The sequence below is a fragment of the Dendronalium sp. ChiSLP03b genome (genome assembly GCF_034531165.2).
Lineage (GTDB): Bacteria > Cyanobacteriota > Cyanobacteriia > Cyanobacteriales > Nostocaceae > Dendronalium > Dendronalium minutum.
Genome location: NZ_JAVRBR020000046.1, coordinates 94,383 through 121,061, shown reverse-complemented (window position 1 = coordinate 121,061; position 26,679 = coordinate 94,383). Strand labels below are relative to the sequence as shown.

Here is a 26,679-nt window from a genome sequence, read left to right as displayed (position 1 = left end):
AAGCCGACAAAACTAGGGAGCTATCTTGGCATAAAAATCTTCATCAGCACGCATAAAAGCAGGTCGTTGCATCAAGTGGTTGATATATCCACTAAGGGGGTCATCATTTAATAGCATTCCTAGTTTCTTTGCCCAAAGCAAAACTCCTCCAATTACAATATCAGCAGATGTCAGTTTATTAGCCACTAAATAATTCCTTCCTATTAATACTTCTCTTAAAGGTTGAGCTACTCGGTCAAACCATTGGCGGGATTCTTGCTTTGAAGTTTCTGACCTGACGAAACCTGGCAGCAGCTTTTCTGGCAGATTTGGTAAAACATTAAACATAAAATGCTCCACGGGTGGCTCTAGGGTAGCCGCAGCATAGAAGAGCCATTGGTAGTAATAGGCACGCTCAGGACTATCTGGCAGTGGAGCAAATCCCATTCCTATATATTTGTCTGCAAGATAAGCACAAATTGCCGCAGACTCAAAAATTGTGACTGACCCATCCACCAAAACTGGTACTTTACCATGTGGATGTAGTTCTTTATATTCTGGTTGTTTTGTCATAGTCATATTGACTCGAACTAAGTCATAAGCAATTCCCATTTCTTCTAAAAGCCACCGAGGGCGTACCGCTCTTGTTGTGGGAATGTAATATAGCTTCATTGCTCCTCCATCAGCCAATGTTTACTATTCTTATACATAAAGTTCTGCCAAATTCTAGTTTCTAAATTAAACAGTGTTGCACGCAAACTCTTTGTAGACTCTTGAAAGCAAAATAGTCTTACCATTCCGCTAGAGCGATCGCTACTCCTTGTTGCAAATCTGCTGTGAGGCTGGGATTATTTGTCAATTGCTGCAATTTTTGCCATGCAACTTCTGGTGACAGCTTCTTGAGTGCGGCAATCGCGTGTAGTCGCACTTGTGGCTCGGATGCCAGCAGCAAAATCAATGTCTCAATTGCCTGGATGTAGCCTAACTGCCCTAAAGACAAAGCGATCGCACTTTTGATGCTGGCAATTTTGGTGGCTGGATGCTGCGATTGCAGGATGTCCAGTAAAATTTCTGCGGCTGGTGTAGTTAACTGCGGTTTTTCTACTCGTCCCAAAACTGTGACAATTTCCTGCCACACTGTCTCTGATTTACTTTGATTAAATGCTTGTTGCAAATATTCCAAACTGGATCGCGTCTCTACCCAAATTAAAGTGCGGATAATTTCTATTTGTAGGATTATTGGTGTGTGTGGTGATATCAGCACTTGAAATAAGTGCTTGGCAGCATCATCACTACCCATCCGCGAAAGGGCGATCGCTGCGGCACTACAAACTTCAAGACTAAAATCATACAGCCGAGGTTGCAGTCTTCTCACCAAATCTAATTCTGCATACAAGTCAGGGCGAAAACTCAAACCAAGCACGGCTGCACGTCTGACTGTGGCAGCTTTATCGTCCAAAGCGTTCAGCAACATTGGTGGCACGCGTCGATCGTGAAAGCTGCTGAGGGCTTCAATTGCAGCGACGCGTGTTGCTACTTGTGCATCTTGTACTACCCTCAACAAAGGTGCGATCGTTTCTGTGTGCTGGATATAGGAAAGCGATCGCACTGCTAAAAGCCTAGTATCTTCATTGTTTAGGAGTTCAGCAAGTGCAGTAATAGCAAGAGTACCTATTTGCCCCAATGCCGTGGCTGCGATCGCTTTAAGTTCTTCGTCTTCATTGTTTTTCAGCACTTGCACTAAAGGACTTATGGCATCTGGGTGCTGAAACTCACCCAAAATCCGTGCTGCATACCAACGGACTTCTTCTTCTGCGTCTTCATCTTCTAAGATGTCTATCAGCGCTGGGATAGTAATCTTTCCTAGATAAGTCAACACTTTAGCAATCTCCCAGCGTTGCTGAAAATCTGCCATTTCTAAAACTGACAGTGCTAATTCCAGCAAATGCTCTTGATTTTTTATTATCTCTGGATGTTTAGGGTTTGCCAAAATTATCTTTTGCAGATATTGAATCAGCAATGACCAATCAGCTGCATCATGTGCTGCCTGCGCTTGCACCAAAAGCTGGTCGATAGTATTCACAATTCCCTGGTTAAATTATCAATTTGTCAATAGTCATTGGTTATTGGTCACATTCTCCGCGTCCCCGCGTCCTCGTTGTCCCCACGTCCTACACATCTCCCCCTGTTCCCCTACCTCCTTGCACTAAGTCGGCTTAACCACAACCGAATTACCCTCAATCTTGGCGACGTAAGTTTTGAGCGGTTCTGTGGCTGGGCCTTTTTGTACTTTACCATCAGCCCCAAATTCTGACTTATGACAGGGACAAGCGAATTTTTTTGCTTCGGCTTTCCATGTTACCGTGCAACCTTTATGGGTACAGGTGGGATTAACAGCAATCAAATTTGCGGTTTTAGATGTACCGACTACCAATACAGGCCCAACGGGTGAGTTATTGGCAATTAATTGACCATTCTTATCTAATTCTCCTGAAGTCCCCACCGTTTGCCAAACTCCAGATGCTGAAGATGTTGGTGCAGTTGTCTGGGAAGTACAGGCGGCGATCGCTACGGGTAGGCTGCTAGCTATCCAACCCAAACCTACCCAATTGATGAAATCACGACGTTTCATAGTTGTGGAAATTAATTATTACTTGTGGATAATCCTGAAAATTCAGATTAAGGGCGATCGCGTTCTTCAAGGATTTTGCATCATAACATTAGCAGAATGTGATGCAGAAAACGCATTTTACAGATACGTTTTCTGCAATTTTACTAAAATTTCGTAGCTATTTATACGATTTTAACGAAAATCCCGCCTTAACCTGATAAGTATCGAAATTGTTACATAAACAGTAACCAAGTCCTCTTGATAAACTTTGCAAATGTAAAAGATTACAATTTTACTTTCACTAATTACGAAGTGGCGTTCAGCTTATCCTAAGCATCTTGACCGTTATCGAGTAACTAAAAAAACACCTGTGAACGCACTTAATTGCAAAAAATTAACCACTAATAAATAGACTTTTTCAGTAACTAAACCCTATAAATCCAGGGAATCAAGAGACAAAAGGTTAATTAGTATTAGGCAACTACCTTAGCAATTTGCAATGAGAATCAACTCATGACAGATACAGCAACTACCACCAAAACTAACCTTAATAAGTTCGAGAAATTCAAAGCTGAAAAAGATGGACTTGCAGTCAAGGAGGAAATAGAAAAATTTGCCTCTCTAGGCTGGGAAGCAATGGACGAAACAGACCGCGATCATCGCCTTAAGTGGGTGGGTGTGTTCTTTCGCCCAGTCACCCCAGGGAAGTTTATGATGCGGATGCGGATGCCTAATGGTATTCTCACCAGCAATCAGATGCGTGTATTAGCAGCAGTGGTGCAGCGCTATGGAGATGAAGGCAGTGTCGATATTACTACGAGACAGAATATCCAATTGCGGGGTATCAGGATTGAAGATTTACCCGATATCTTTAATAAATTTCACGCAGTTGGTTTAACTAGTGTGCAGTCGGGGATGGATAACATCCGCAATATCACAGGCGATCCTGTTGCTGGGTTGGATGCAGATGAGTTGTATGATACGCGAGAGTTGGTGCAGCAAATTCAGGACATGCTCACTAACAAAGGCGAAGGTAATCCAGAGTTTACCAACCTGCCACGGAAGTTTAATATTGCGATCGCCGGCGGACGAGATAATTCTGTTCACGCCGAAATTAACGATTTGGCTTTCGTGCCAGCATTTAAAGAAGTAGGGGAGCAAAATTTCCCCTCTGCCCACTCTCAACAAAAAGTCTTCGGGTTTAACGTTTTAGTGGGTGGCTTTTTCTCAGCCAAACGCTGTGAGGCGGCGATTCCTCTAAATGTTTGGGTATCTCCTGAAGATGTAGTCAGCTTATGTAGAGCCGTTTTAGAGGTTTTTCGCGATTGCGGCCCCCGCGCCAATCGGCAAAAATCACGGCTGATGTGGCTAATTGATGAATGGGGCTTAGAAAAGTTTCGTTCAGAAGTCGAAAATCGTTTGGGTAAATCGTTGTTACCCGCAGCGACAAAAGACGAAATCGACTGGGAAAAACGCGACCATATCGGGGTATATAAACAAAAACAATCAGGATTGAACTATGTAGGCTTGCACATTCCTGTTGGTAGGTTGTATGCCGAAGATATGTTTGAAATCGCCAGTCTAGCTGAAGTTTACGGCAGTGGTGAAATCAGGCTCACAGTTGAGCAAAACGTAATTCTCCCGAATATCCCTGACTCGCGTTTAGCAACATTTTTAACTGAGCCGCTACTAGAAAGGTTTTCAATCGATCCCGGTTTACTGACGCGATCGCTAGTTTCTTGCACAGGCGCACAGTTTTGCAACTTTGCCTTAATCGAAACCAAAAACCGCGCCCTAGCAATGATTAAAGCTTTAGAAGCTGAGTTAACATTCACTCATCCAGTCCGAATTCATTGGACAGGTTGCCCAAATTCCTGCGGACAACCTCAAGTTGCAGATATCGGCTTGATGGGAACTAAAACTCGCAAAGATGGCAAAACCGTGGAAGGAGTTGACATCTATATGGGCGGCAAAGTCGGTAAAGACGCTCATTTAGGAACTTGTGTAAGTAAAGGTATTCCCTGTGAAGACTTGCACTCAGTACTGCGGGTATTGCTGATAGAAAACTTTGGCGCACGTTTGCGAGAACCAGCCACAGTCTAAAAAAAGTCAAGGGTTAATAGTCAACACAAATCATTACTTTTGACTTTCCCAATAAATATTGGAGGCAATTTCACGATTGCCCACGGGATTCCTTATGCAATTTTTTTTTTAGTGAGGAAGGGCTGAATGCTTAAAAGATTATTTTCATTTGGTGGGCGCTACAGGATATTACATCAAACTTGGTTTGCCTTCTTTCTCACCTTTGTTTGTTGGTTTAATTTTGCTCCCTTTGCTACAACCATTGGTAAACAGCTACAGCTAGCACCTGAACAAATTAAAACTTTGGCTATCTGTAACCTTGCCCTGACAATTCCAGCACGCCTGATTATTGGTATGCTGTTGGATCGTTTCGGCCCCAGAATTACCTACTCTATATTGTTGATGTTTGCCGCTGTTCCCTGTTTAGCTACGGCACTATCCCAAGATTTTAATCAATTAGTCATCAGTCGTTTGCTAATGGGAATTGTCGGATCTGGGTTTGTTGTTGGTATCCGGATGGTGGCAGAATGGTTCCCCCCGAAGGAGATGGGAAGTGCCCAAGGTATTTATGGCGGCTGGGGCAACTTTGGTGCTTTTGGGGCAGAATTTGCTCTACCAATGATTGCGGTTTCTACTGCGTTTCTAGGTGGTGGTGCTTCCAACTGGCGATTTGCGATCGCTCTTACAGGTATCGTTGCTGCCATATACGGCGTAATTTATTACAATAGCGTCCAAGATACGCCTGCTGGCAAAGTCTATAAGAAACCCAAGAAAAATGGTGCTTTGGAAGTAACTAGTGTCAAAAGCTTCTGGGCAATGATTATCTCGAATTTTGGTTTGATATTTGCCTTGGGTTTATTAGCTTGGCGCTTGGAACAAAAGAACATTCACTTCCTGACTCTCAGCCAAATGTATCTCACTTGGGTAGTGTTAGCAGGATTATTTGCGTACCAAACCTACAAAGCTTATCAAGTAAACCGAGAACTTTTAATTGGTAAGAAAACCTACGCTCCTTCTCAACGCTATCAATTTAGTCAGGTAGCTTTACTCGAATTCACTTATGTCACTAACTTTGGCAGCGAGTTGGCAGCCGTTTCTATGTTGCCTGCATTTTTTGAAAAAACTTTCGGTTTAGAACATGTGATAGCTGGGATGATCGCCGCTACTTATCCCTTTTTGAACTTAGTTTCTCGTCCTAGCGGTGGCGTAATTTCTGATAAATTTGGCTCGCGTAAGTGGACAATGACAATTATCAGCGCTGGTATCGGTGTTGGCTATTTAATGGCACATTTTATTAATAGCAACTGGCCGATTCCTGTTGCGATCGCAGTAACTATGTTTGCTGCCTACTTTGCTCAAGCTGGCTGCGGTGCAACCTACGGTATCGTGCCTCTAATTAAAAAAGAAGCCACTGGACAAATTGCCGGCAACGTGGGAGCTTACGGTAATTTTGGTGGCGTAGTTTATCTCACAATTTTCAGCTTAACCGACGCATCAACATTATTTACCACAATGGGTATAGCTGCTATAATCTGCGCTTTTATGTGTGCATTCTTCCTCAAAGAACCGAAAGGCTCATTTGCAGGTGCCTTTGAAGGTGAAACACCCGAAAATTCAACTCATCACTCAATTGAAGTCTGAAAATTAACTTCATTAGGAGACTTCCATTTGAAAAATCTTCAATTGGTAGGGTGTGTTAGTCTTTGGCATAACACACCACGATAAATCAGAGCATGATGGTGCGTTCCTGTGTGAACGCACCCTACAAATAAATATTTTGATGATTTATTTTTTTGTATTCCCTAGTTAAATCATCAATATACTTAGCGCACTCTTCTCTGTGCCCCTGCATTTATACGTGAGATAAAAAATATCAATAAAACTACAGATAAAACAAATAAACACCAATAAATTATCTGTATTTATCTATGGTTTTAAACCTTTATTATTTAGAACTCATGTGCAACAAGGTAATTTTCCAACTATCGCTGCAAGTGGGGTTGCACAATCCAAAACACGCCACTTCGCTTAATAAGTGGCTAGAAAATCCAAAGTGGTGTGAATGCCATGAGTGAATTTACCAAAACTCTATGTCCTTACTGTGGTGTCGGTTGTGGTCTAGAAGTTTCGCCCCCGGCACAACAAGGCAAAGCAACTCATCGAGATAGCCAAGGAAATCCGATTTGGCGAGTGCGGGGCGACAAAGCACACCCATCTAGTCAGGGTATGGTTTGTGTCAAAGGTGCAACGATCGCTGAATCTTTAGATAAAAACAGATTACATTACCCAATGGTGCGAGACTCCTTGGATCGGGAGTTTCGACGAGTTAGTTGGGATGAAGTTTTTGATATCATCACGAGACGCATTCAAACAGTGCGCTTTACCCAAGGGCCAGAAGCTATATGTATGTATGGTTCCGGTCAATTTCAAACAGAGGACTACTACATAGCCCAGAAACTCATGAAAGGGTGTTTGGGTAGCAATAATTTTGATGCCAACTCGCGTTTATGTATGTCTAGTGCTGTGGCTGGGTACATTCAAAGCTTTGGCTCAGATGGCCCCCCTTGCTGCTACGAAGATTTAGAGTTAACCGATTGTGCATTTTTAATTGGCACCAATACGGCGGAATGCCACCCAATTGTTTTTAATCGACTGGAGAAATATCACAGAAAGAATCGCAAAGTCAAAATGATTGTGGTCGATCCCCGACGTACACCGACCGCCGAAGCAGCTGATTTGCATTTAGCCATTCGTCCCGGTACAGATATTGACTTGTTGAACGGTATCGCGCATTTATTGATGCGTTGGGATCGCATTGATACGATGTTCATTGACGACTGCACCAGCAACTTTTCTGCATACGCCGAGGTAATTCGCCACTATCCGCCAGATGTTGTAGCTCGTCAATGTGGAATCAGTGTTGAAGATTTAGAAACAGCAGCTCGCTACTGGGGTGAATCGCAGCGGGTGCTGTCGCTGTGGTCAATGGGTGTGAATCAATCAAGTGAAGGCACGGCTAAAGTTAGAACTATCATTAACCTGCACCTAATGACTGGACAAATTGGCAAGCCAGGCGCAGGGCCTTTTTCCCTCACCGGTCAGCCAAATGCTATGGGAGGACGAGAAGCTGGGGGTTTGGCACATTTGTTGCCTGGTTATCGCTTGGTAAAAAATGACCAGCACCGAACAGAAGTTGAGGATTTTTGGGGATTGAAGCGAGGTCAGATTTCTGCCAATCCTGGTTTAACCGCTTGGGATATGATTACTGGCTTGGAAAATGGCAATGTCGGGTTACTGTGGATTGCTGCTACTAACCCAGCTGTGAGTATGCCAGATTTGGAGCGGACTAAAAAAGCGTTGTTGCGATCGCCTTTTACTATTTACCAAGACGCATATTACCCTACAGAAACCACTGCTTATGCTCACGTTCTACTGCCAGCTGCCCAATGGGGTGAGAAAACTGGTGTGATGACCAATTCTGAACGGATGGTTACTCTGTGTCAAGCATTCCGCCAACCGCCCAGAGAAGCGAAAGCAGATTGGGAAATTTTTGCCGAAGTTGGTCGTAGATTAGGCTTTATCAAAGAATTTGCCTTTACCAACTCTGCGGAAGTTTATGCCGAGTTTGCCCAACTTACTAAGAGTCGCCCCTGTGACATGACAGGTATTAGTCACGAGCAATTACAGACACAAGGCCCAACTCAATGGCCTCACCCACAAGAGAGCAGGGGGAGCAGGGGGAGCAGGGAAGCAGGGGGAGAAACTTCTCAAAAGAGATTATACACCGATTTGCGCTTTCATACCCCTGATGGACGCGCTCGATTTGGGGCATATTATTCACGGGGACTGGCAGAACCACCAGATTCTGATTATCCCTTTGTATTAACTAATGGAAGACTTTACGGACACTGGCACACTCAGACACGTACTGGCCGTATTGAAAAAATTCGCTCTATGCACCCCGAACCATTTATAGAAATTCATCCCCGTGATGCTGTTAAGTTAGGAATTAGCGATAATCAAATAGTGGAAGTGCGATCGCGTCGAGGTCAAGCTCATTTTCCAGCAAAAGTGACAAAGGCGATCGCACCAGGTACAGTATTTGTCCCCATGCACTGGGGGGCACTGTGGGCAAACGATGCTGAAGCTAACGCTCTGACTCATCCAGAATCTTGCCCCGATTCACTGCAACCAGAATTAAAAGCCTGTGCGGTACAATTAATGCCAGTTTCTCATAAAATCACGGTTCAAAATTATCAACTCCAGTCCTCACAATGGTAAGCTGCTAGATATGCCCCTAAATCAAAAATAGGTAATCAGTAATTGGTATTTGGTAATAGAATCAATAGTTATCATTACTTTTAACTATCGATTTTCGGGCTTCTACTCTCGACTATTCCTAACTAACTCTGCTAAATTACCGACATAAAAAAGGCAAAATCTCTAGTAGAAAGCAGTTTTCTTCCTCCCATGCTTTTGTTATGGAATAGAAGAAAAAGTACGACAAAAAACTCATAGCACATCAACTAGACATTTTTTGTCAATCCTCTAGATTTATCTATGGGGTTTTTCTTTTGTCTTTTTACTTGAAAATGGGGTGCAGTAAATGAAGAAATTATTTAGACAAATCATAGCAGCTACCAAAGACGAGAACTTTATGCACTTCATAGAAAACATAGAGGTGCTAGTTTCTAAAGTTCTTTCTATTTTGATGGTCTTGGTAATTTTGGTAGCGATCGCAGACTTAGCAGTATTTCTTATTAAAGAGTTATTTGACGTACCCTACGGTACATTCAACACAACTTTATTTAAGATTTTTGGTTTATTTTTAAATATTTTAATTGCTTTAGAAATTTTAGAAAATATTACAGCATATTTACGAAAACATGTTTTTCAAGTGGAATTAGTTATTGTCACTTCTTTGATTGCGATCGCTCGTAAAATAATTATTCTTGACTTAGAAAAAGTTTCAGGTATTGATATTATTGGTTTAGGAATTGCAGTTCTCGCCTTATCAATCAGTTATTTAATAATTCGTTCAAGTAATAAATAGTAAATCCTTACAGCGTTTGTAATTGTTCATATATTTTTAGTTGTCAATTATGACAGATTTTTTTGAATTTGAAGCAGATTTTGTTGATTCTTTGCGTTGCATACCCATGCAAGTACGCTACAAATTAGACACCTGTGGCATCAAATTAAAATTAGCTGATTGGAGCCAAATGACTCAAGCTGAGCGCGCAGTTTTAGTCGAGTTACCTTGCACTACAGAAACAGAAATTCAATCTTACCAAGAGTATCTCCAGCAGTTGGTTTTAGAATGCACGGGTACACCACCTGCAAAATTGCCTATTGAACCTTATCCTGTATGGATGGACTCTAGCACCGTGCCAGCAAGCCTTCAAGAAAAAGCTCAAGAAATAGGTGTCACTCTCACACTGCAACAGTGGGCAGCTTTAACTTGCTTACAGCGTTTTGCACTGATTAAACTCAGCCGTCCAGGGCATGAAAACAAAAACTTTCCCCGAGCCATAGCAGAATTTCATTTGCTTTAACTTAGTTAATATCAGTGGTCAATTGTCAGTGCTAAATTGCAACTAACAAGTGACGAACTAAGTGAGCATACCAGACATGGCAGCTAAGAAAATTTTGATGCTGATTGGCGACTATGTAGAAGACTATGAAGTTATGGTTCCCTTCCAGGCTTTACAAATGGTAGGACACACCGTCCATGCAGTTTGCCCAGACAAGAAAGCTGGAGACAAAGTGCGAACAGCAGTTCATGATTTTGAAGGAGACCAGACTTACAGTGAAAAACCCGGTCATAACTTCACTTTAAATGCCACATTTGCAGAAGTAGAAGCCGAAACCTACGATGCTCTAGTTGTCCCCGGAGGACGAGCGCCAGAATATATCCGTTTGAATCAGCGGGTGTTAGATATTACCCGTCACTTTGCCCAAGCAAATAAGCCTATTGCTGCTATCTGCCACGGTTTACAGTTATTAGCAGCAGCTGATGTCCTGCAAGGCAAGAGTTGTACCGCCTACCCTGCTTGTAGTCCAGATGTACGCAGTGCTGGCGGTATCTACGTCCAGATCCCAGTTGATGAGGCAATAGTTGATGGCAACCTAGTGACAGCACCAGCTTGGCCTGCTCATTCCCGTTGGCTAGCGGAATTCCTCAAAGTACTCGGAACCAAGGTTGAACATCCAGAAATAGCTAAAGTATGAAGGATGAAGAGGGAGTCAGGAGTAAAGACGCGATTAATCGCGTCTGTGCAAGAGTTAGGAGTTAATAGTTTTATCCTGTTGCATTGCCCCTCTGCAACAGACACTTTCACGCCAGTTGCTTCAAGTCGGCAGAGCCGACGACAGTCGCTTCAAGTCGGGAAACCCTCCCACAGCGCTGTCTCCCCAATGCACTGGCTCTTCAACGGGGGGAACCCCCGTACGGAAGTATCCTCCCCTCTACTCCTCTACCCTTTTGCCTTCTACTGTCTTGCACTGTAAAATCTCCTACTTTATTCTTCATCAACGATTTTATGTTTTTTGAATACAATTAAATGTGGCAAATACTACTAATATTTGATCGACTGCTGTGAATTTAATTGGTAGTAGGATTTTAGAAGTCATTAGCTATGCATACTGAATTAATATGTCTGATAAACAAGGCACAAAAACTCTCCTAATCGCCAGAATGCTTGTCAAAATAGACTTATAAAATTTTAAATTTTGAATGAGTGAATTTTAAATTTATTAGCAGTAAGTAAAGCTATAGTGTATTTAGCAATGCTGCTGTTGGTGTGGCTAAGGTCAATTCCTAATGCCAGAAATCTTTTATGAATTAGTTTGGAAAGATACTCTAACTCGATGACAGGCAAAAACGCAAGACATAACGCTCTCCTGCGGCAAGTGTCTGGTAATGGAGCAGCTTCTGGGTCAGATCGCTACTCGCTGCTTACCAGTAAAGAGGTAGTAATTGGACGCGACCCCAGCTGCCAAATTGTCTTAGATGCCATGACGTATCGGATGGTATCTCGCCGTCATGCTGTGGTTCGTCCCCTTTCTTCATCTCCAGATAGCAAATTTAGCTGGCTACTTTGTGATTTGAATAGTGCTAATGGCACTTACTTAAATGGACAACGCTTGTATGGCTGTCAAGAATTGCACGCAGGCGATCGCATTGCTTTGGGTGCTGATGGGCCACAATTCATCTTTGAATATGAATTAATCTCTCAACCTACGGTATTAACAACACAAACACAAGTTGCACCGCTACCGTCCCCAGCGGCGAGTCTCCATAACCACACTCAATTAAAGCAGCCGGATTCGGTTAGCTTCACTCAACTGTTTCCGATTATTTCCACTGGCAAGGATTTGACTCGTAAAGCTTACCTCATACCAGGAATACTGACAGTAGTATTTGTGGTGCTGATGTTTGCTACGGTAGGTCAGCCTCAAGCTAATCAAGTGATAGTAGCAATTTATATAGCGTTTGCTGCCTACTATTTTGTTTACCAACTTTGCGGTAAACAGAAACCATGGTGGGTACTGATGGGTGCGGCATTGACTACGACGCTGATTTTGCTCAGTCCCCTATTGGATCTATTTATTTTCGTATTTCGCGTTGTCTTGCCTGGTAACTTGCCCTCACCTCAAGATTTTCCTACCTTCACAGAATTACTGGTGCGGATGTTTTTTGGTGCGGGGTTGATGGAAGAATTGCTCAAAGCGTTGCCTGTAATCGGAGCATATTTTATCGCCAGGGGATTACCCTCACCTTGGCGGGAACGCATTGGCATTTGGGAACCTTTAGATGGCATTCTCCTAGGAACAGCCTCTGCTGTGGGTTTCACTCTGTTGGAAACTTTAGCACAGTATGTACCAGAGATAACTAACAATGTTGCCCAACAGGTGGGTGTAGGAGCTGCTGGTCAACTGGTAGGTTTACAACTGCTGATTCCACGCATTCTCGGCTCTGTGGCAGGACATATGGCTTACAGTGGCTATCTGGGGTACTTTATTGGGTTAGCTGTACTTAAGCCCCGGCGGAGTTGGCAAATTCTTGCAGTTGGTTATCTTAGCGCTGCTGCACTCCACGCTTTATGGAACGCTACAGGATCTATCAACGCTTTACTTTTGGTGGTCGTTGGAGTGTTATCTTACGCCTTTTTGATGGCAGCGATTCTGAAGGCGCGGGCGTTGTCACCGACGCGATCGCAAAATTTTGCCACCCGCTTTCTTGGGCCTAAATAGGAGAGGACTGGGAGACGCGGGGATGGGGAGACGCAAAGAGAAGTGCGGTCTTGGGGAGACACTGCGTTGCTGGGGTTCCCCCGGTTGTAGACGCGCTTTACGCGGTGAACCAGCGTGGTCTTGGGGTTTCCCCCATGAGCGACTGGTGTTAGCGTAGCGGTAGCGACGTTAGGAGCGTCACCCGAAGGGCTTCCCGCAGGGTAGCAAGTGTCGTCTTTGCCCAAGTGGAGCAACTTCGGGGGGTTCCCCCCGTTGAGCAAACTTCTCCTATGGTCGACGCTACACGAACGCGGGACGCGGGGACTGAGATTTTTACCTTTGTTTGTGGGATTTTCTCGTGATTAGCTGACTTGAAAGAGGGTGTAGGGAAAGTTTCTCCCTTGTCTCCCTTGTCCTCTTTGTCCCTTTTTCATGCATGGCGGTGAAAATTTTTTCATCGGGACTGCCTCCGAACTCCTACAGTTGGTTGCTTCTCCCCAACGTTGTATGTTCAATAAATGAAAAATCTTTTTTATGTCTTAGGATAGATAGCGCTAGTTTTGCAATTAACTTATGGTTGGATTACTCTACAATGCCTATGCCTAAAGAGTGATACCTGGAGAGCTTTGAAACTAGCAGCACAAGCGCCACCGATAGACAAAATTATCTGCGGTCGAGATTTAATCAAAGCTAAAAGATAGGATAGGAAAACAAAACAACGGAAGTTAGGCTTTTGACTGAAAACTATCTAATTGTTTTAGAGCGTAGTAAGCGATCGCTATACTAACTTTTGCTTGCTCTATTTCTGATAAACTTGTCCACTCTCGATTCTCAACATTATTTATTACAGATGTCATATTGTGCGATTCACTGCTACGCATAGCATAAGCAAAGGGTCGAGCTAAGACAAAAAGGTCGTCTGCTGCCCATGTAGGTAGCACAGACTGAACGCACTGCACTAGTTGCTCACCCATTGATTGTTGTGGAGAAAAAATTTCAGCAGCTTTGGTCGCAATCTCGTTGAGCCAGCCTTGGGGTACACCAGCAGCAAAGGCTGTATGTAAACTTTTTTGAAGACTGCTTATAAGTGAATGTTCCATACTACACTTGTAATATGAATGATTTGAAACTTCAGACCAAAGATTGTCTAGTTGGTTGTAAAAAGTTTGCGAACGTATAGACAGTTCCTCGTCTAGCAATTCCTCCATACCAAACTGTTGTTCTAGTTCGTCAAAATATACTTCTGACTCATCGTCAGTCGGATTCCAAGGATAAGTAGTATCTTCTGATTCTAGTAATACCTCTAATAGCTCTAATTCCACTTGAGACTGTAAAGAGTGGAAAGTGTGTGAAGTGTTGATTTTGTTTGCCATTGATAGTCTCCTGATGAATTAATTAGCGTTATTGACAGCTACACCTGTCATTGTCATGTTTCCGTAAAAAAACTTGATTTTGTCTAATGATAAAACTAGGTTTTAAAGCTGGTGCTGGTAAGGCAAATCCAATTTTATTAATGATTAGGTATTAGTCAGTTATCAGTTATAATTTTTCTCACCCTGTTCCCTCATCTCCCTTATCCCCAGTCTCCACTTTAAGAATCTTCAATCATAAACTCCCAAGTCTCACCTCTAGAACTTCCAAACTTTAATTGCATTCCCGACTGGAGAGGAACTTCCTCACGGAGGATTTGTTGCCAACCGTTAGGGCTTGAACACCAAGTTGTTCCATAGGTAGAAAAATCTTGTAGGTAATATGTTCGCACCGGAGTATTGCCAGTGAGATTGTTCCGACAGAGGATTTCGGCGTGACGCTTGGAAACTGATGGTTCTGGAATGACAATATCATTGTCTTTTGTGCGACCGATGCGGGTAACACCAGATCGTAAAAACCATGTTTTACCCCCTGGTGCGAGCGATCGCAAACAAGCTCTAGCAAAACTGGAATTTATGCTGGGGATAGCAGTATCTGGTAGTTCCGTAATTCCTTCATCAAAGCTTTTAATCAGTTCGCCATCAAAATCCGGATGCAGGTAGAGAACGGGCAAAGTCCAAGCAGGTTGATTGAACTTATATACTGTTAGCAGCTGTTGTCTGGCTTCTGCTACTGCTTCATCAATGGGCTTACGCGATCGTAAAGCTTCGGCAAGGGATTGAATAAAACTACGGCTTTCGCGATCTGCAATCTCATCGCGCATTCCTAAAACAGCAGGCACACCATGACGAATCATTACTTCTGCTAAACTGCTGGCAGGGATAGCTTTGTGATTAACAGCAGCTGGTTGTGCCCCCCAACAGGCATTAAAAACCGCCAGTTTTAAACCACCACGGGTTAAGGCTTGTGCTAATTCTATGCCATTGAGGGTCATGCCTGAACGTAAAAAGAATAATCCTCCGTCTGGCCCTGGCAGTCCGTGACCAGCGTAAAAAAAGACGTTGTATGCTTTTGTTTCTAGCTCTTGAATCAACTCTTGTGGAGTTGGTTGCAGGAGTGTGGTTACTTTACAAGGTGCATAAGCGTTAAAATTGCCACCCACCTGACCAGTATTTGAGAGGGTTTGTTCTAGGATAGCGGCTTCTTTTGATAATTGCAGATTCTCATCATGTCCTAAAACCAGCAGGATGTTTAAATCCCGATCGGCTCGCAAATAAGGCAGGGCTTCAACTTCGCTAGTGGTACGACTAAACAGCAAATCTTGCGAAAGAGACATTGCTGATTGACCAGGCTCGCGCTGCATAATTTCCCAAGGTAGAGCGATGAGGTCTGGGTCACGAATTTCTAGTCGAAAGCGCAAACGTGTATGCTGACCCATAGCGATGCCGCGACTGCGTTCGAGACTACCAAGAATCGGCCCATCAAATACCCAACGCCACAAATTGATACCTAGGTGTTGCATCAAACGAACACTGTAAATAGAGGTTTGACCTAAAGGAGGCGAACCTAAATTGATAGGTGGGTTTACCTGATGCGTGCCCTTTGAAGAAATATTTAAACCACTATGACCAGCAAACAACTGCTGCCATTCTTGCCAAACTTGAGAGAGTTCAACAGGCCATACACAGTCACGCAGAACATAGCCACTGGGATAGGGAGCCTTGACCACCCAAATGGCAAAGTTGTCTGTGCCAGTGTTGATGAGACGGGCGATCGCCAAGTTCAGGGATGGCATTGATTCATGAAACTATAAAGGTAAAGGGAGCAGGAAAGAGCAGAGGGGCAAGGGAGCAGGGGGAGATAAAACTATTAACTCCTAACTCAGCAGTCTTTTAACTCCTACTTCCTACTCCCTAGTTTCTTTTTCAAGCTAGGAGGCAAAAGCCTTAACAGCTTGAGTTTTTATTTTGATAATTACCTGATATTATTTCAGGTTTTTACTAGTTTATCGAGTATTTGACTCAGTTGCACTGGTATCGCTTTGTGCATTTGGTTCGGGGGGCTGGCTGTCTGGAGATTGGGGCACAGTATCACATGGACTCCTATCGCTTGCTTGCAAAACAGTTACTCCCAAGCGTTTTAGTTTAGACAATTCTACCAATACTCTTTTTTCTTGTATCGGTAAACGAGAGCCTACTTTTTTGTTTGGATCTGCTGAAGTTAGCGTGTTTTCACTGGAGCAGAGCCGCATATTTACCAAAAAGCTTCCAGAAGCTTGAGGATTGTTTTTGTCGATAACTTCTAAAAAACTGTTAGAGGGCAAAATTTCCTTATTGTTCAAGGTAATTTCTCGGTTGGTTTTAATCACCCATCCACGAGCGAGATTATCAAGCGATCGCGCTGTTGGTGCCTCGGAAGCAGTTGGTTGCAAAGTCGCAACTGGATTTGAGAAAACTGGAATCGTTCCTGATGAAGATGGCGATAGTCGTTGCTTCACCCAGTATGCCATCGAACCAACTACGACAACTAATATTAACGGCACTATCAAATGAAACGGTAATTGAGTAGTTGTGGCAGGCTTGCTTTCTGGAATTACTTTAGTGTTCTGGGGAGGGCTATCTTCTAATAATGTTGCTTGTGTTGGGGATGCAGCAGCTTTGACATAAAGACCATCTGGAATGACTGCTTTCAGGCTTAACTCTGGTTCGTGGTATTGGACTTGATAGTGTACTAAAGCAATAGTGACATTATCATGTCCATTCTTGGTGTTAGCAATTTCTATTAATTTATTAGCAACATTTCCGACATTATCTTCACCAGTCAGAATTGGTAAGATATCCGTTTCCCAGTATTCCTCAATGCGGTCAAAGTCACTCAATCCATCGGATGTCAGTAGAAAAATAGCATCTTCGTCGAGAATAAACCGCTGGGAGGTGGGATGTAATGAGTTGCTGGAACTCATGCCCAAAGCCTGCACTAGAGAGCCTGCACCATTCTGTTGCACAGCTTCGCGATAGATGGCATAGCCGAGTCTTACTTCCCGAGAGGCGACATCATCGTCGAGGGTGACTTGATAACAACTGTGGTGTGTAATCCAATAGGCACGACTATCACCGACGTGGGTAATGTACATTTCTTGGGCAAGAGGCAACGCCATTACCAAGGTTGTGCCCATGCGTTGTCTTCCCTGTCGATGTTCGCCGTCATTACGCTGGCTAATTTTGTCATTGGCAACTGCTACGGCTGTGTCTAAGTCCGCCAGCAAAAGTGAAGGTTCTATGTGGTCGTAGGGAACCTTTGTCAGTTGCTGCACCTGTTGCTGAATTGTTTCAATCGCTAAATTGGATGCGACATTGCCTCCCTCGTGTCCGCCAATGCCGTCACAGACAATGGCTAAGGCTGTCGCCTGCGGTGGTTTGCTCACCAGCGTGCCACTGGGCGGATAACAAGCATCTTCGTTTCGTTGGCGGCTCGGCCCGGTGTCAGTTTTGGTGATAATTTTGATGCTGGGTGTTTGAGCGCGCCCTAATTCTGCCAGTCCTCGATCTAAAACAGCAATTAATATCTCTGGCGAGTTAATTTTTCCCTGAATCAGCAAACTGCTAATTTCGTTAACAAATTCAGCTATGACTGGTTTTGCCTGAGAGTGCAATTGTCGCCAAAATTCACCTAATTGAGTTAAGTCAACTGCCGTTGGGGAGTCAAAACGTAATTCTAATAAGCGGACTAAAGATCCTTCTACCCTTAATAAATGCGGGTCGAGTAAGCTAGAGGCCACGCCTTCACTTACAAAAGGTTGCCACAGATGAGCTATTTGCCATAGCCAATTGAGTTGACGCATTGATGTGGCATCGCGCCAAGCAGTAGTTAATTGGCTACATAGCTGCACTTGTAGAGCTGTAGTATCTGTTAACAACGGTGGTTTTTCTAAAAGTAAGACTTCTTTTTGAGCGCGTCCATCGCCTAGGGGAAGCACTCCATATACCTGCGGTACGTTTAAGCGATAGGGAATTAGTCTCAGATAAGCTCTGATGCTTTGTAAATTTTCTAATTCAGGTACTTCGGGTAGCAACCCAGGCTTAGTATCTAAAACAACAGATTTACTGATGACTAAATAGCGATCGGCTAATAATTCTCCAGGATTACCCACACTCAGACCATCTCCCACAGCCCAGAGATAACGCTTAGGTAGGGGTGTGGAGCATCGCTGGCAAAACTTGTGAGTCAGGGGGTTAGCAGCCTGACAAAGTTCATTGGGGCAGTAGAGCGTTGCCGCATCATTTTCCATAGTGTTCGGGGCGATCGGCGATTGGCAATTTCTTCAACAGCGTTGGTAGCGGCAATCTAAACCGCTCATATTTCTTGAATTTGACGTATCCAACTTGGGATCATAATTTTAGCTGGCAGATACCAGCAGATGCTAAAACGTAATTTACTAATCTATGCCAAGAACATACTCCTTAATCAACTCTACAGCCTCATGATAGCTTCTATTGCTCTATGGCTCTCCATCGGCATAGCAACTAACTTTAATCCTGTCACCAAAGCATAACCCAAGCATATCTAAACTGTTTAGTTATTAATGAATGAACTTATCATAAATAAGGTAAATAATACTGGTATTTCTTTAGTTTATAAGTCTCGTGCATCAATTAACTTTAATTAAGAATTAAGACGACTGAGATGCTGTCTCTTAAAGTACTTTTTTACCATTTTGAGTTTAATGACTATTTACTGATGACTAAATTATTTAGGGGTTTGTCGAGTTGGAGGCTTGGCGATGTCTGTCGACAAGCCTTACTCTACCCTTTGGGTTCTGCGAAGCAGTACGAGAATGACTAGCCTTCTCCTAGGTCTCCTAGGGGAGACGCTACGCGTAGCTTGCTTCCCGGCAAGGGTACAGCAACGCCAAGGGCGAACGCCGAACGGGTTCCCCGGCTTGTTCGCTCAAGCGCGTTCCCGCAGGGTAGCAAGTGGCATCCAAGACTGCGACTGCCTCACCGCTTTGCACCTACGCACCCAATTACTACAACCTCGTAGTGATTGATTTAGGAAAACATTTTATCAGTCTACTTTTTGGTAAAAAAGAGGAAACTATGAAGTTAATTTCAAAACGGCAGTTTGTCGGAAATTTGGGGGCATGGCACTGCCGTGCCCCCAAGGAGTTAGGTGTAATAGTAATTATTACTCATAACTCGTCAGTCTGAAATCTACTTATTCTCGTCAACTGCAACATGAGGAAGTCCCATGCTGTAGTTGGTGACGCGAGCAGAGAGATTGTAGCTGATTTCGCCTTTTTGTAGGAGCGATCGCAAATGATGCTCCAAGTCTGACCCAATGCGGCGTAAGTTGTAGTCTGTTAGGTCTGCGCCACTAGATGCTTCTACAAGTTCATCAAACTTGCGATAAACCTGTTGTAGCGCATCTTCATTCCAGTTGAATTCGTTGTCTGGGTCAACATCCAACGTTAATACCTGATTACTGGGAACCAGTTCGCCATCCCGGTCAATTTCTGCCGCAAAAATGCGAATATGCCGGGTTGTGGACTTGAGCAGCATTGGATTGTCCATAGAAGGGTGTAAGGTTTGGGTTGATTACACTGAAATCATTGTAGACGCTATGCCCGGGCTTAAATGCACTTCACGCACAAGCTGGGAATACAGCAAATCCCTTGACAAAAGTATAGTAAATGAGTGGATTGGGAAAAGGATAAGGGGAAAAGGAAATAACTATGCCTTTGCCCTTGAGCTTTTTCTCTTTCCCCCCTCTTGTTCCCAGTTTTCAATCGCCATTACCTCTAACCCTAATCCCCAGAGGAGACTGCGAGTTCCCAATCCCCTTCAATCCAAAATGGTATAACTTAGCTTGAACTTTACTTTCAATAAATTTATTCATCAAAATATCCTGATTTTTATAATGAAAAAAACGTACATACAGTAATTTTACGTAATTATCGTACAGCTACCTCTGGCTTTAATAAAATCAAAAAAAAACAGCGTTTTTACTTACGTGTAAACACCAAAAGTTCAGTAAAAACTCAAACTATTGTTGACATGAAGATAAAGTTGGTGTAAAAACCTTTAAAAAGCTATAACAACTTCTTACAAAAACTTTATTGTATAGAATCTTAAAAACTGAATAATAGTTATGGCTTACCTAAATCATATCTAGGGCACGAAGCTTGTGACAGAGGCAGTGTAAAGTTTAGCTAGGAAAAAATCACAAATGAGTGAAATGGAATATAAATGCTATGGACTGAGGAAAAATTCTTAATTTAAGGGCTGTGGATTCAAAAAAATATAAAGAATTTTTGCTCTTGGATATAGCTCACTCATCCTCATGACCACCAAGTACAGGAATCCTCAAAACTATGAACTCGAAAGCATTACCACGCCAAATAAGTAATATTGAAGTAGGTGTTTATGAGTGCGAAATACATCTTAAGTTTCGGTTGATCGAGGAAAAGAGTTTACTGGGCGATCGCGAGCAACTATTGCAGGTGCTATTGGATGCTTTGACCGAAGGGTCAGATGACTTTCTAGAGACGCTGCAAGCATCTGTTAAAGCCCAGGAAGTCTCTGAGTTCAAAGCCTCACCCCAAATGCGCCGCCAACTGATGCGCTTACGTAATTCTGTTGACAATAACAACAGCCAATAGTTAAGGCTAAAAGTCTAATTTGAGTGGTGGCAAATTTTTGATTGGCGTTATAATGGTAAATCTTTATAAATTAAGCCCATTCTCTCTAACCATGAGTTAGTTTGTATCACCTAACCTCTGGGCTACAGGCTAAAAATTGCACTACTTTCCCAAAAACCGAAAAAAGCATCTACAGGGGTCTTCGCCCTTCACACTACGAGTATTTTTAAGTGCGTAGTCATAAAGTAATACCTTGCTTTTAGGCGGGTTACGGTCTTTGAAAATTTATCTTTCATAGCAAGCAGCCCTAACCAGGGTTTTACTTGAGTTTCAAAAAGTGTTAGCTAGTACATTACAGCAGAAATAAAACTACCATTCAAAACAGCACAAAACACAGAGGTAGAGTTAGGAGTTATTATTCTCACTCTACCTTTGCTTTCTCTGAGCGATTACCGTTAACCAGTCTTTCCCCAAGTAGAGCCAGTGGCGTGAGACGCTACGAGCGAACGTCACCTGAAAGGGTGAGATTTTTCCTAGGGACTGACTTCTAGCTTCTGAATTCCCCAATATCGAGTTTATTTAGCAAGACCGTGTTCTAGTGCAAAACGAACTAACTCAGTACGACTATTGGTACCTGTTTTACTAAACAAACGACTGACGTATTTTTCTACATTGCGAACGCTGGTTTCCAAGCGACGGGCAATTTCTTTGTTCATCAATCCTTCAGCTACCAAATTTAAAACACTTTGTTCTCTGGGGGTCAGGTCGATTTTGAAGGGTGTTGGGGATTGAGCGATCGCATTTCTTTGGGTTAATAAAGCCTTAATTTGGGCAATCTGACTGGCTAGTTCAGCAATATCAGGTGTTTCACCCTCTTCACCCTTAGCCTGAGGCTTGGCTGAACGCCGGACCAGTAAGTTTTCAACTATTGCCACTAACTCATCTGGATCGAAGGGTTTGGGCAGATAAGCATCAACACCAGCTTGATAGCCTTGGATGCGATCGCCTGTCATGCCTTTAGCAGTTAAAAATATAACTGGGAGTGCTTGGAAGCGGGGGTCTTCTCGCAGTTGCTTGAGGAACTGATAGCCATCTACCTGGGGCATCATGATATCCGAAATCACTAAGTCAGGTGTGTTCTGCTGCATCCAGTCCCAACCTTCACGGGCGTTACTGGCGACTTGAACACTGAAACCGCTTTCTTGTAAATAGTCTTTCACGGCTTCCCGCAATCCTGGTTCATCATCCACCAGTAACAATTGTGCTGACATTGAAAGTTTCCTTGTGTTTACCTTTTTCCAATTTAGCGAAAGTTGGCAGTCATTGATCGATTGTCAGTTGTCAGCATCAACAGTCAACAGTCAACAACCACTATGAGTATTTATGCCTTTTTAATGCCCTTCAGTAAATATCATTAGCAATAATTCCAAGTAAATTCAACTGGCTCAAAATTCCTGTAGCCTGAGTCAGTTCATTTTGGCTGATCTGACCGATACGCCCCACCATGATAATGCCATTGCAAAAAGCTGCTAAAATTCTGCCATCTACTGTGTCTAAAATGGGCGGAGCATCTATCAGCACTAGGTCATAGATTTGCTCAAACAACTCCAGCAATTCTTTCATTCGCTGCGAACTCAGCAACTTGACTGTATCTTCTGGTGTAGGGCCAGCAGTCAAAATGTCAATAGCAGGGTGAATAGGCTGGATATAATCTTGAACGCGGGTATTTGTCTCATCGAGTAATAACAGCGATAGCCCCCAGTCATTGGATAGTTCCAGAATTTTGTGCAGCCTAGGATATCGAAGGTTGCCATCAATCAGCAGTACCCGTCGATGCATGTGAGCGGCGCTAGCCGCAAGCCCCAAGGACAGGGTAGTCTTACCTTCTCCAGATACGGCTGAAGTCAACATCAACGACTTAAAGGTGAAGGGATACTTTAATATTTGAATGTTTTGGTAGACCATATCCAAAGTTTCGTGGCAAGGCAACCAAGTGTCTGCTTCTACTAAAGAAGGAGCTAAGTTTTGCTGTTCGTGCAAAGACAGGCTTGGAAACCGCTTCTTAGCCCAACGCGGCTTGAGGTTTGGCACTGACCCCAGTAATCGGAGGTTTGTCAGCTTCTGTAATTCTTGTACGGAGCAGATTGCGTAACTAAACATCCCCCAAGTTAAAGCTACTGCAATGCCTAGAATGGGACCGATTACCACGCCCCCAAGTAAAATGAATAATCTATTGTCACTCGTAGATGTTTCCAGATCCGGTTCTCCTAACACCTGCCAATCAAATCCTCCTTGAACAATTTTCAATCCCAAAGATTGTTGTGTCTGAAGCAGTTGCTCAAGGATTTTGCGGTTATTTTCCACTGCTGGCAGGAGGCGGTTGTATTCTGCTATCAAGCTTGGGTACTTGCGTAACTTCGTGCGAAGCTGCTGTTCTGATTCGGTTAGGCTTTTTTCATTGGCACTTAGTCCTTGGGCAGTTACCTGCAACTGAATTAATTCTTGTGCTAGCTGCGGGTTAACTTCTACCATCTGCTCTTGTGTCAAGGATGCTTCTGTGCCGTCGATGGTAGCTTTTTCTTTTAGCGATCGCTCCACCTCTTGCCGTAATAACTTCTGTTGACTCTGGCGTTGCCGCTCCAATTCTTCTATTGTTGGAGATTCATCTGTATAGCGCAGCCGTTCCTTAGCTAAAGACAGTTCAGTCTGTTGAATCTCATTTAATAACGATTGGTAGCGGCTCGATTGGCTTAAACGAGAAGAAATAGCTGCCTTCTGGGATGAAACCGCCATTTTTTGCTCTAGGCTATTGTGGCGAGCTTGTACGTCTTGAAGCTGTGCCCGAGTACTTTGTAGCTGTTTTTGAGTGTCAGTAAGAGATTGTAGAATGATTTTACTTTCTACTTCTGGATCGAGTAAGTTATATTTCCTGCGAAAATTTTCTAAGTTTTGCTCTGCTTGATTCACTTCTTTTTTTATTTTAGGCAGCCGAGCATTAATGAAAGAAATACCTTTATTTAGACGTTCTTTTTGCTGCTCTATGTTGTAGTCTTGATAGACTTTTTGTAGGGATTGAATTACTCGTTTGGCTTTAACCGGATCGTCATCATTAAAAGAAACCTCATAGACTTTACTAAGAACTTTATTCACTCCTGTCCTAACTCCTACTTGGGTCACTTCCAGAGGTACTTTTTTGCCTTCCTCATTTTTACCTTTGATATCTTCTGACGTAATATCTGGATAATAGGCACGAAGCAAATTTACAGCTTTCTCAATTAACTTAGAACTCAGCATTAGTCTCATCTGAGTAGCATAGTCAACAACTTGCAGATTAGAGTCGTTAAACTCATTCTTGACATCTCTTTGGATATCACTTGACCGTAACTCTTCACCTAAATTGGAACTCACCAGTATCTGCATAGAACTTTGGTAACTTGGTCTGTTAATAACAGCCATTAAACCAGCAACTGACATAACTAAGCAGGAAACACCCAAGATAAGAAAGCGTCGGCGAAGCAAAGTTGTAGATATTTGTCTGATGTCAAACGCGTTTAGTGAAGTGTTAGTAACCAGTTGCTCTTGATTCAGACTCGTATTAGCCACTATCAAAGTCCTCTAATATCGAAACAATATGTACGGAAGATTGTGAAAAAATATCTTGAGCATGAGTTTTTTTAACTTATAGACATAACAATATACTAAATGTTTCCTAACCTAGCTATAAAGATTTCTAACGAGAAGTGATTGAGCAAAAATTGACACATACCGACTTTATTTAAGTCAATATAGTAAATTTTAAGTCGGCTACAATTACTAGTGAGAATATTGAGATTATATTAAGATTGTTATGAGAGTCAACCCTCTCTGTGAATCTTTAACAGATCCTTATTAGTTAAAAATGTTCTATTATTTAATATTTTTTGTTGTTTATGTAATTCAATTATTCTCAGTATTATAGTGATAAATTATGGTGTAATTACAAAATATAAATTTATTATTATTCAAGATGCTAATCTTCTAAATAAGTATATAAAAATACCGAGTAAAGACTATGCGGTCTATGTTTTGAGTTTGCTTGTCTATAATTCGATGCCTAGTGCAACAAAGCAAGTAACACTAATATTTAAATATTTGTCCTTTGATAATACTGAGTTGCTCGGTTCACTAATAACAGGTAAAAATTTGGATATCTATTCAAAACAAAAGTTATAAAACAGCATAGACTTGTATATTAAATGTATGCAAAATTTTGAAAAATTATTTAAATATGTATAATAGAATGTACTGTATTCAGTATTATTTATCTACTAAAAAAGTAGATAATATTACATTTTTATTTTGTCTTTAATATTTTAAATTGAAAATTACATAAAATTAGTAAATCATGTCCGGTTCAAAAATATAAGTGTTGTATAAATAAAAATGTGATTATTAAAAGAATAAATTTAACCCCAAAAGGGAGTAGTGTAGTTCAATTACTTGAAAAGCCCTGTAAATTAAGAAGAGAAAAATTATCTCCTTTATCTCCCCTTTAAGTGACGCTCGCAGGCTCGCTAACGCAGTCGCTTGAGTCGGGAAAACGCCATTTGCTCCCCTTGGGAGAGGACTCGCGCTTCGCTACGCTAACACCCAATGCAGTGGCCCCCTACCAAGAGCGCTGTCTCACTTTGTCTCCCTATCCCCCTTGTCTTTCCATCTCCGCTAATACAAGTTAAACGCTTACCTCGGTTAACTCTAGTTCCCTGCGTCTGGGGACATCATAAGTCATGAAATCATAAGCCATGTCCGTATTGGGAAAGATGGCACGGGCTTCCTGAAGCAGATCCTTCAACTCCAAGGAATTTCCAGGAGCATAGCGCGGACTGAAATGAGTCATAATTAATCGATGCGCTTTGGCGACTAAGGCTGTTTGTGCTGCCATCGTAGATGTAGAATGCAATCGCTGAAAAGCCATGTCTGCATCTTGATGGGCAAAGGTAGCCTCATGAATTAAAACATCTGCATCTTGCGCCAATTCAACTGCGCCTTCACAATAAACTGTGTCTGTGCAATAAGCAATCTTGCGTCCAATTTCTGTAGGTCCGCATAGTTCTGTGCCATTAATCACTCGCCCATCGGCAAGTGTCACTGTTTCACCACGCTTGAGTTGACCATAAATACGACCAGGAGGAATTTGCAAAGCTTTGGCTTTTTCCACATCAAAGCGTCCTGCTCGGTCTTTTTCTGCTAAGCGATAACCGAAAGCTGGGATGCGGTGATGCAAAAGACCACAGCTAACGGTAAATTCATTATCTTCATAAATGACTCCAGGACGGATAGCATGAACTTTGATGGGATAAGAAAAGTGCGTATGGGAATAACGAGAAGCAGCTTGGATATATTCATTTAATCCAGGCGGGCCATAGATATCAACTCGTGCCACGTTACCAGCCAAGCCGCAACTGGCCAGAAGTCCCATCAAGCCAAAAATGTGGTCGCCGTGCATGTGGGTGATAAAAATTCGGGATAGTTGGCTGCTTTTCAGGTCACTCCGCAAAAGTTGATGCTGAGTACCTTCACCACAGTCGAATAACCACAGTTCTGCCCGTTGGGGTAATCTGAGGGCAACGCTGGAAACATTGCGCCCTCTTGTGGGTACGCCCGAACTCGTCCCTAAAAATGTTATCTGCACAGCGTTCTTTAGCCTTCCTCTTGCTCAATTGGACGCTCTGTTTTCTATAGTGGCATGGTTATTGAGCAAAATTCTTTTGGACAGTTCTCAATT

General features: G+C 42.7%; 21 protein-coding genes. 11 read left to right on the top strand and 10 right to left on the bottom strand.

Features of this window, described 5'->3' with window-relative positions; translation table 11 throughout:
• Positions 1-12: 12 nt before the first annotated feature.
• The 3 genes from RMY31_RS12135 to RMY31_RS12125 all read right to left on the bottom strand — a co-directional run bounded on the left by RMY31_RS12135 (position 13) and on the right by RMY31_RS12125 (position 2,611).
• On the bottom strand, positions 13-651 hold the full coding sequence (locus tag RMY31_RS12135) for a glutathione S-transferase family protein (RefSeq protein WP_322657989.1): 639 nt from the start codon (positions 649-651) through the stop codon (positions 13-15).
• 118 nt (positions 652-769) lie between these two features.
• Complete coding sequence (locus tag RMY31_RS12130) at positions 770-2,065, bottom strand: HEAT repeat domain-containing protein (protein ID WP_322658008.1); 1,296 nt, start codon at positions 2,063-2,065, stop codon at positions 770-772.
• Positions 2,066-2,185: 120 nt separating this feature from the next.
• Positions 2,186-2,611 (bottom strand): ubiquinol-cytochrome c reductase iron-sulfur subunit, encoded by a 426-nt coding sequence (locus RMY31_RS12125; protein ID WP_322657988.1) that lies wholly within the window; start codon positions 2,609-2,611, stop codon positions 2,186-2,188.
• A 492-nt stretch (positions 2,612-3,103) separates the two neighbouring features.
• Here RMY31_RS12125 and RMY31_RS12120 point away from each other — a divergent pair, with 492 nt between their 5' ends.
• From RMY31_RS12120 to RMY31_RS12085, 8 genes are all read left to right on the top strand, one after another.
• Entirely contained in the window at positions 3,104-4,693 is a 1,590-nt protein-coding gene (locus tag RMY31_RS12120) for a ferredoxin--nitrite reductase (RefSeq protein ID WP_322657986.1), read from the top strand.
• Positions 4,694-4,819: 126 nt separating this feature from the next.
• Positions 4,820-6,313, top strand: a complete 1,494-nt coding sequence (locus tag RMY31_RS12115; protein WP_322657985.1) for a NarK family nitrate/nitrite MFS transporter — start codon at positions 4,820-4,822, stop codon at positions 6,311-6,313.
• 426 nt (positions 6,314-6,739) lie between these two features.
• Complete coding sequence (locus RMY31_RS12110; protein WP_322657984.1) at positions 6,740-8,953, top strand: nitrate reductase; 2,214 nt, start codon at positions 6,740-6,742, stop codon at positions 8,951-8,953.
• A gap of 325 nt (positions 8,954-9,278) precedes the next feature.
• Complete coding sequence (locus RMY31_RS12105) at positions 9,279-9,725, top strand: phosphate-starvation-inducible PsiE family protein (protein ID WP_322657983.1); 447 nt, start codon at positions 9,279-9,281, stop codon at positions 9,723-9,725.
• A 49-nt stretch (positions 9,726-9,774) separates the two neighbouring features.
• Positions 9,775-10,227 (top strand): nitrate reductase associated protein, encoded by a 453-nt coding sequence (locus RMY31_RS12100; protein ID WP_322657982.1) that lies wholly within the window; start codon positions 9,775-9,777, stop codon positions 10,225-10,227.
• Positions 10,228-10,303: 76 nt separating this feature from the next.
• Entirely contained in the window at positions 10,304-10,903 is a 600-nt protein-coding gene (locus RMY31_RS12095) for a DJ-1/PfpI family protein (protein WP_322657981.1), read from the top strand.
• A gap of 639 nt (positions 10,904-11,542) precedes the next feature.
• Entirely contained in the window at positions 11,543-12,928 is a 1,386-nt protein-coding gene (locus RMY31_RS12090) for a PrsW family glutamic-type intramembrane protease (RefSeq protein ID WP_322657980.1), read from the top strand.
• A gap of 22 nt (positions 12,929-12,950) precedes the next feature.
• Complete coding sequence (locus RMY31_RS12085) at positions 12,951-13,085, top strand: hypothetical protein (protein ID WP_409877849.1); 135 nt, start codon at positions 12,951-12,953, stop codon at positions 13,083-13,085.
• 547 nt (positions 13,086-13,632) lie between these two features.
• On the opposite strand, the gene RMY31_RS12080 is transcribed toward RMY31_RS12085, so the two are convergent.
• From RMY31_RS12080 to RMY31_RS12070, 3 genes are all read right to left on the bottom strand, one after another.
• On the bottom strand, positions 13,633-14,280 hold the full coding sequence (locus RMY31_RS12080) for a hypothetical protein (protein ID WP_322657979.1): 648 nt from the start codon (positions 14,278-14,280) through the stop codon (positions 13,633-13,635).
• 218 nt (positions 14,281-14,498) lie between these two features.
• Positions 14,499-16,073: a CHAT domain-containing protein gene (locus tag RMY31_RS12075; RefSeq protein WP_322657978.1), complete on the bottom strand. Its 1,575-nt coding sequence runs from the start codon at positions 16,071-16,073 to the stop codon at positions 14,499-14,501.
• 210 nt (positions 16,074-16,283) lie between these two features.
• Positions 16,284-18,566: a protein phosphatase 2C domain-containing protein gene (locus RMY31_RS12070; RefSeq protein WP_322657977.1), complete on the bottom strand. Its 2,283-nt coding sequence runs from the start codon at positions 18,564-18,566 to the stop codon at positions 16,284-16,286.
• 129 nt (positions 18,567-18,695) lie between these two features.
• On the opposite strand from RMY31_RS12070, the gene RMY31_RS12065 reads away from it, so the two are divergent.
• On the top strand, positions 18,696-18,830 hold the full coding sequence (locus tag RMY31_RS12065) for a hypothetical protein (RefSeq protein WP_322657976.1): 135 nt from the start codon (positions 18,696-18,698) through the stop codon (positions 18,828-18,830).
• A 228-nt stretch (positions 18,831-19,058) separates the two neighbouring features.
• Positions 19,059-19,325: a hypothetical protein gene (locus RMY31_RS12060; RefSeq protein WP_409877848.1), complete on the top strand. Its 267-nt coding sequence runs from the start codon at positions 19,059-19,061 to the stop codon at positions 19,323-19,325.
• Positions 19,326-19,488: 163 nt separating this feature from the next.
• Here RMY31_RS12060 and RMY31_RS12055 read toward each other — a convergent pair whose 3' ends face one another.
• The gene (locus tag RMY31_RS12055; RefSeq protein ID WP_322657973.1) at positions 19,489-19,848 is read right to left on the bottom strand and encodes an NAD(P)H-quinone oxidoreductase subunit M; all 360 of its coding nucleotides are present in this window, start codon (positions 19,846-19,848) and stop codon (positions 19,489-19,491) included.
• Between the two features lie 800 nt (positions 19,849-20,648).
• On the opposite strand from RMY31_RS12055, the gene RMY31_RS12050 reads away from it, so the two are divergent.
• Positions 20,649-20,936, top strand: coding sequence for an Npun_R1517 family heterocyst differentiation transcriptional regulator (locus tag RMY31_RS12050; RefSeq protein WP_322657972.1), 288 nt, complete (start codon positions 20,649-20,651; stop codon positions 20,934-20,936).
• A 554-nt stretch (positions 20,937-21,490) separates the two neighbouring features.
• Here RMY31_RS12050 and RMY31_RS12045 read toward each other — a convergent pair.
• The 3 genes from RMY31_RS12045 to RMY31_RS12035 all read right to left on the bottom strand — a co-directional run bounded on the left by RMY31_RS12045 (position 21,491) and on the right by RMY31_RS12035 (position 26,586).
• A complete protein-coding gene (locus RMY31_RS12045; RefSeq protein ID WP_322657970.1) occupies positions 21,491-22,186 on the bottom strand; it encodes a response regulator transcription factor in 696 nt (231 codons plus the stop codon).
• 130 nt (positions 22,187-22,316) lie between these two features.
• Complete coding sequence (locus RMY31_RS12040) at positions 22,317-24,518, bottom strand: exopolysaccharide transport family protein (RefSeq protein WP_322657969.1); 2,202 nt, start codon at positions 24,516-24,518, stop codon at positions 22,317-22,319.
• 1,108 nt (positions 24,519-25,626) lie between these two features.
• Positions 25,627-26,586 (bottom strand): ribonuclease Z, encoded by a 960-nt coding sequence (locus tag RMY31_RS12035; RefSeq protein WP_322657968.1) that lies wholly within the window; start codon positions 26,584-26,586, stop codon positions 25,627-25,629.
• Positions 26,587-26,679 lie beyond the last annotated feature (93 nt).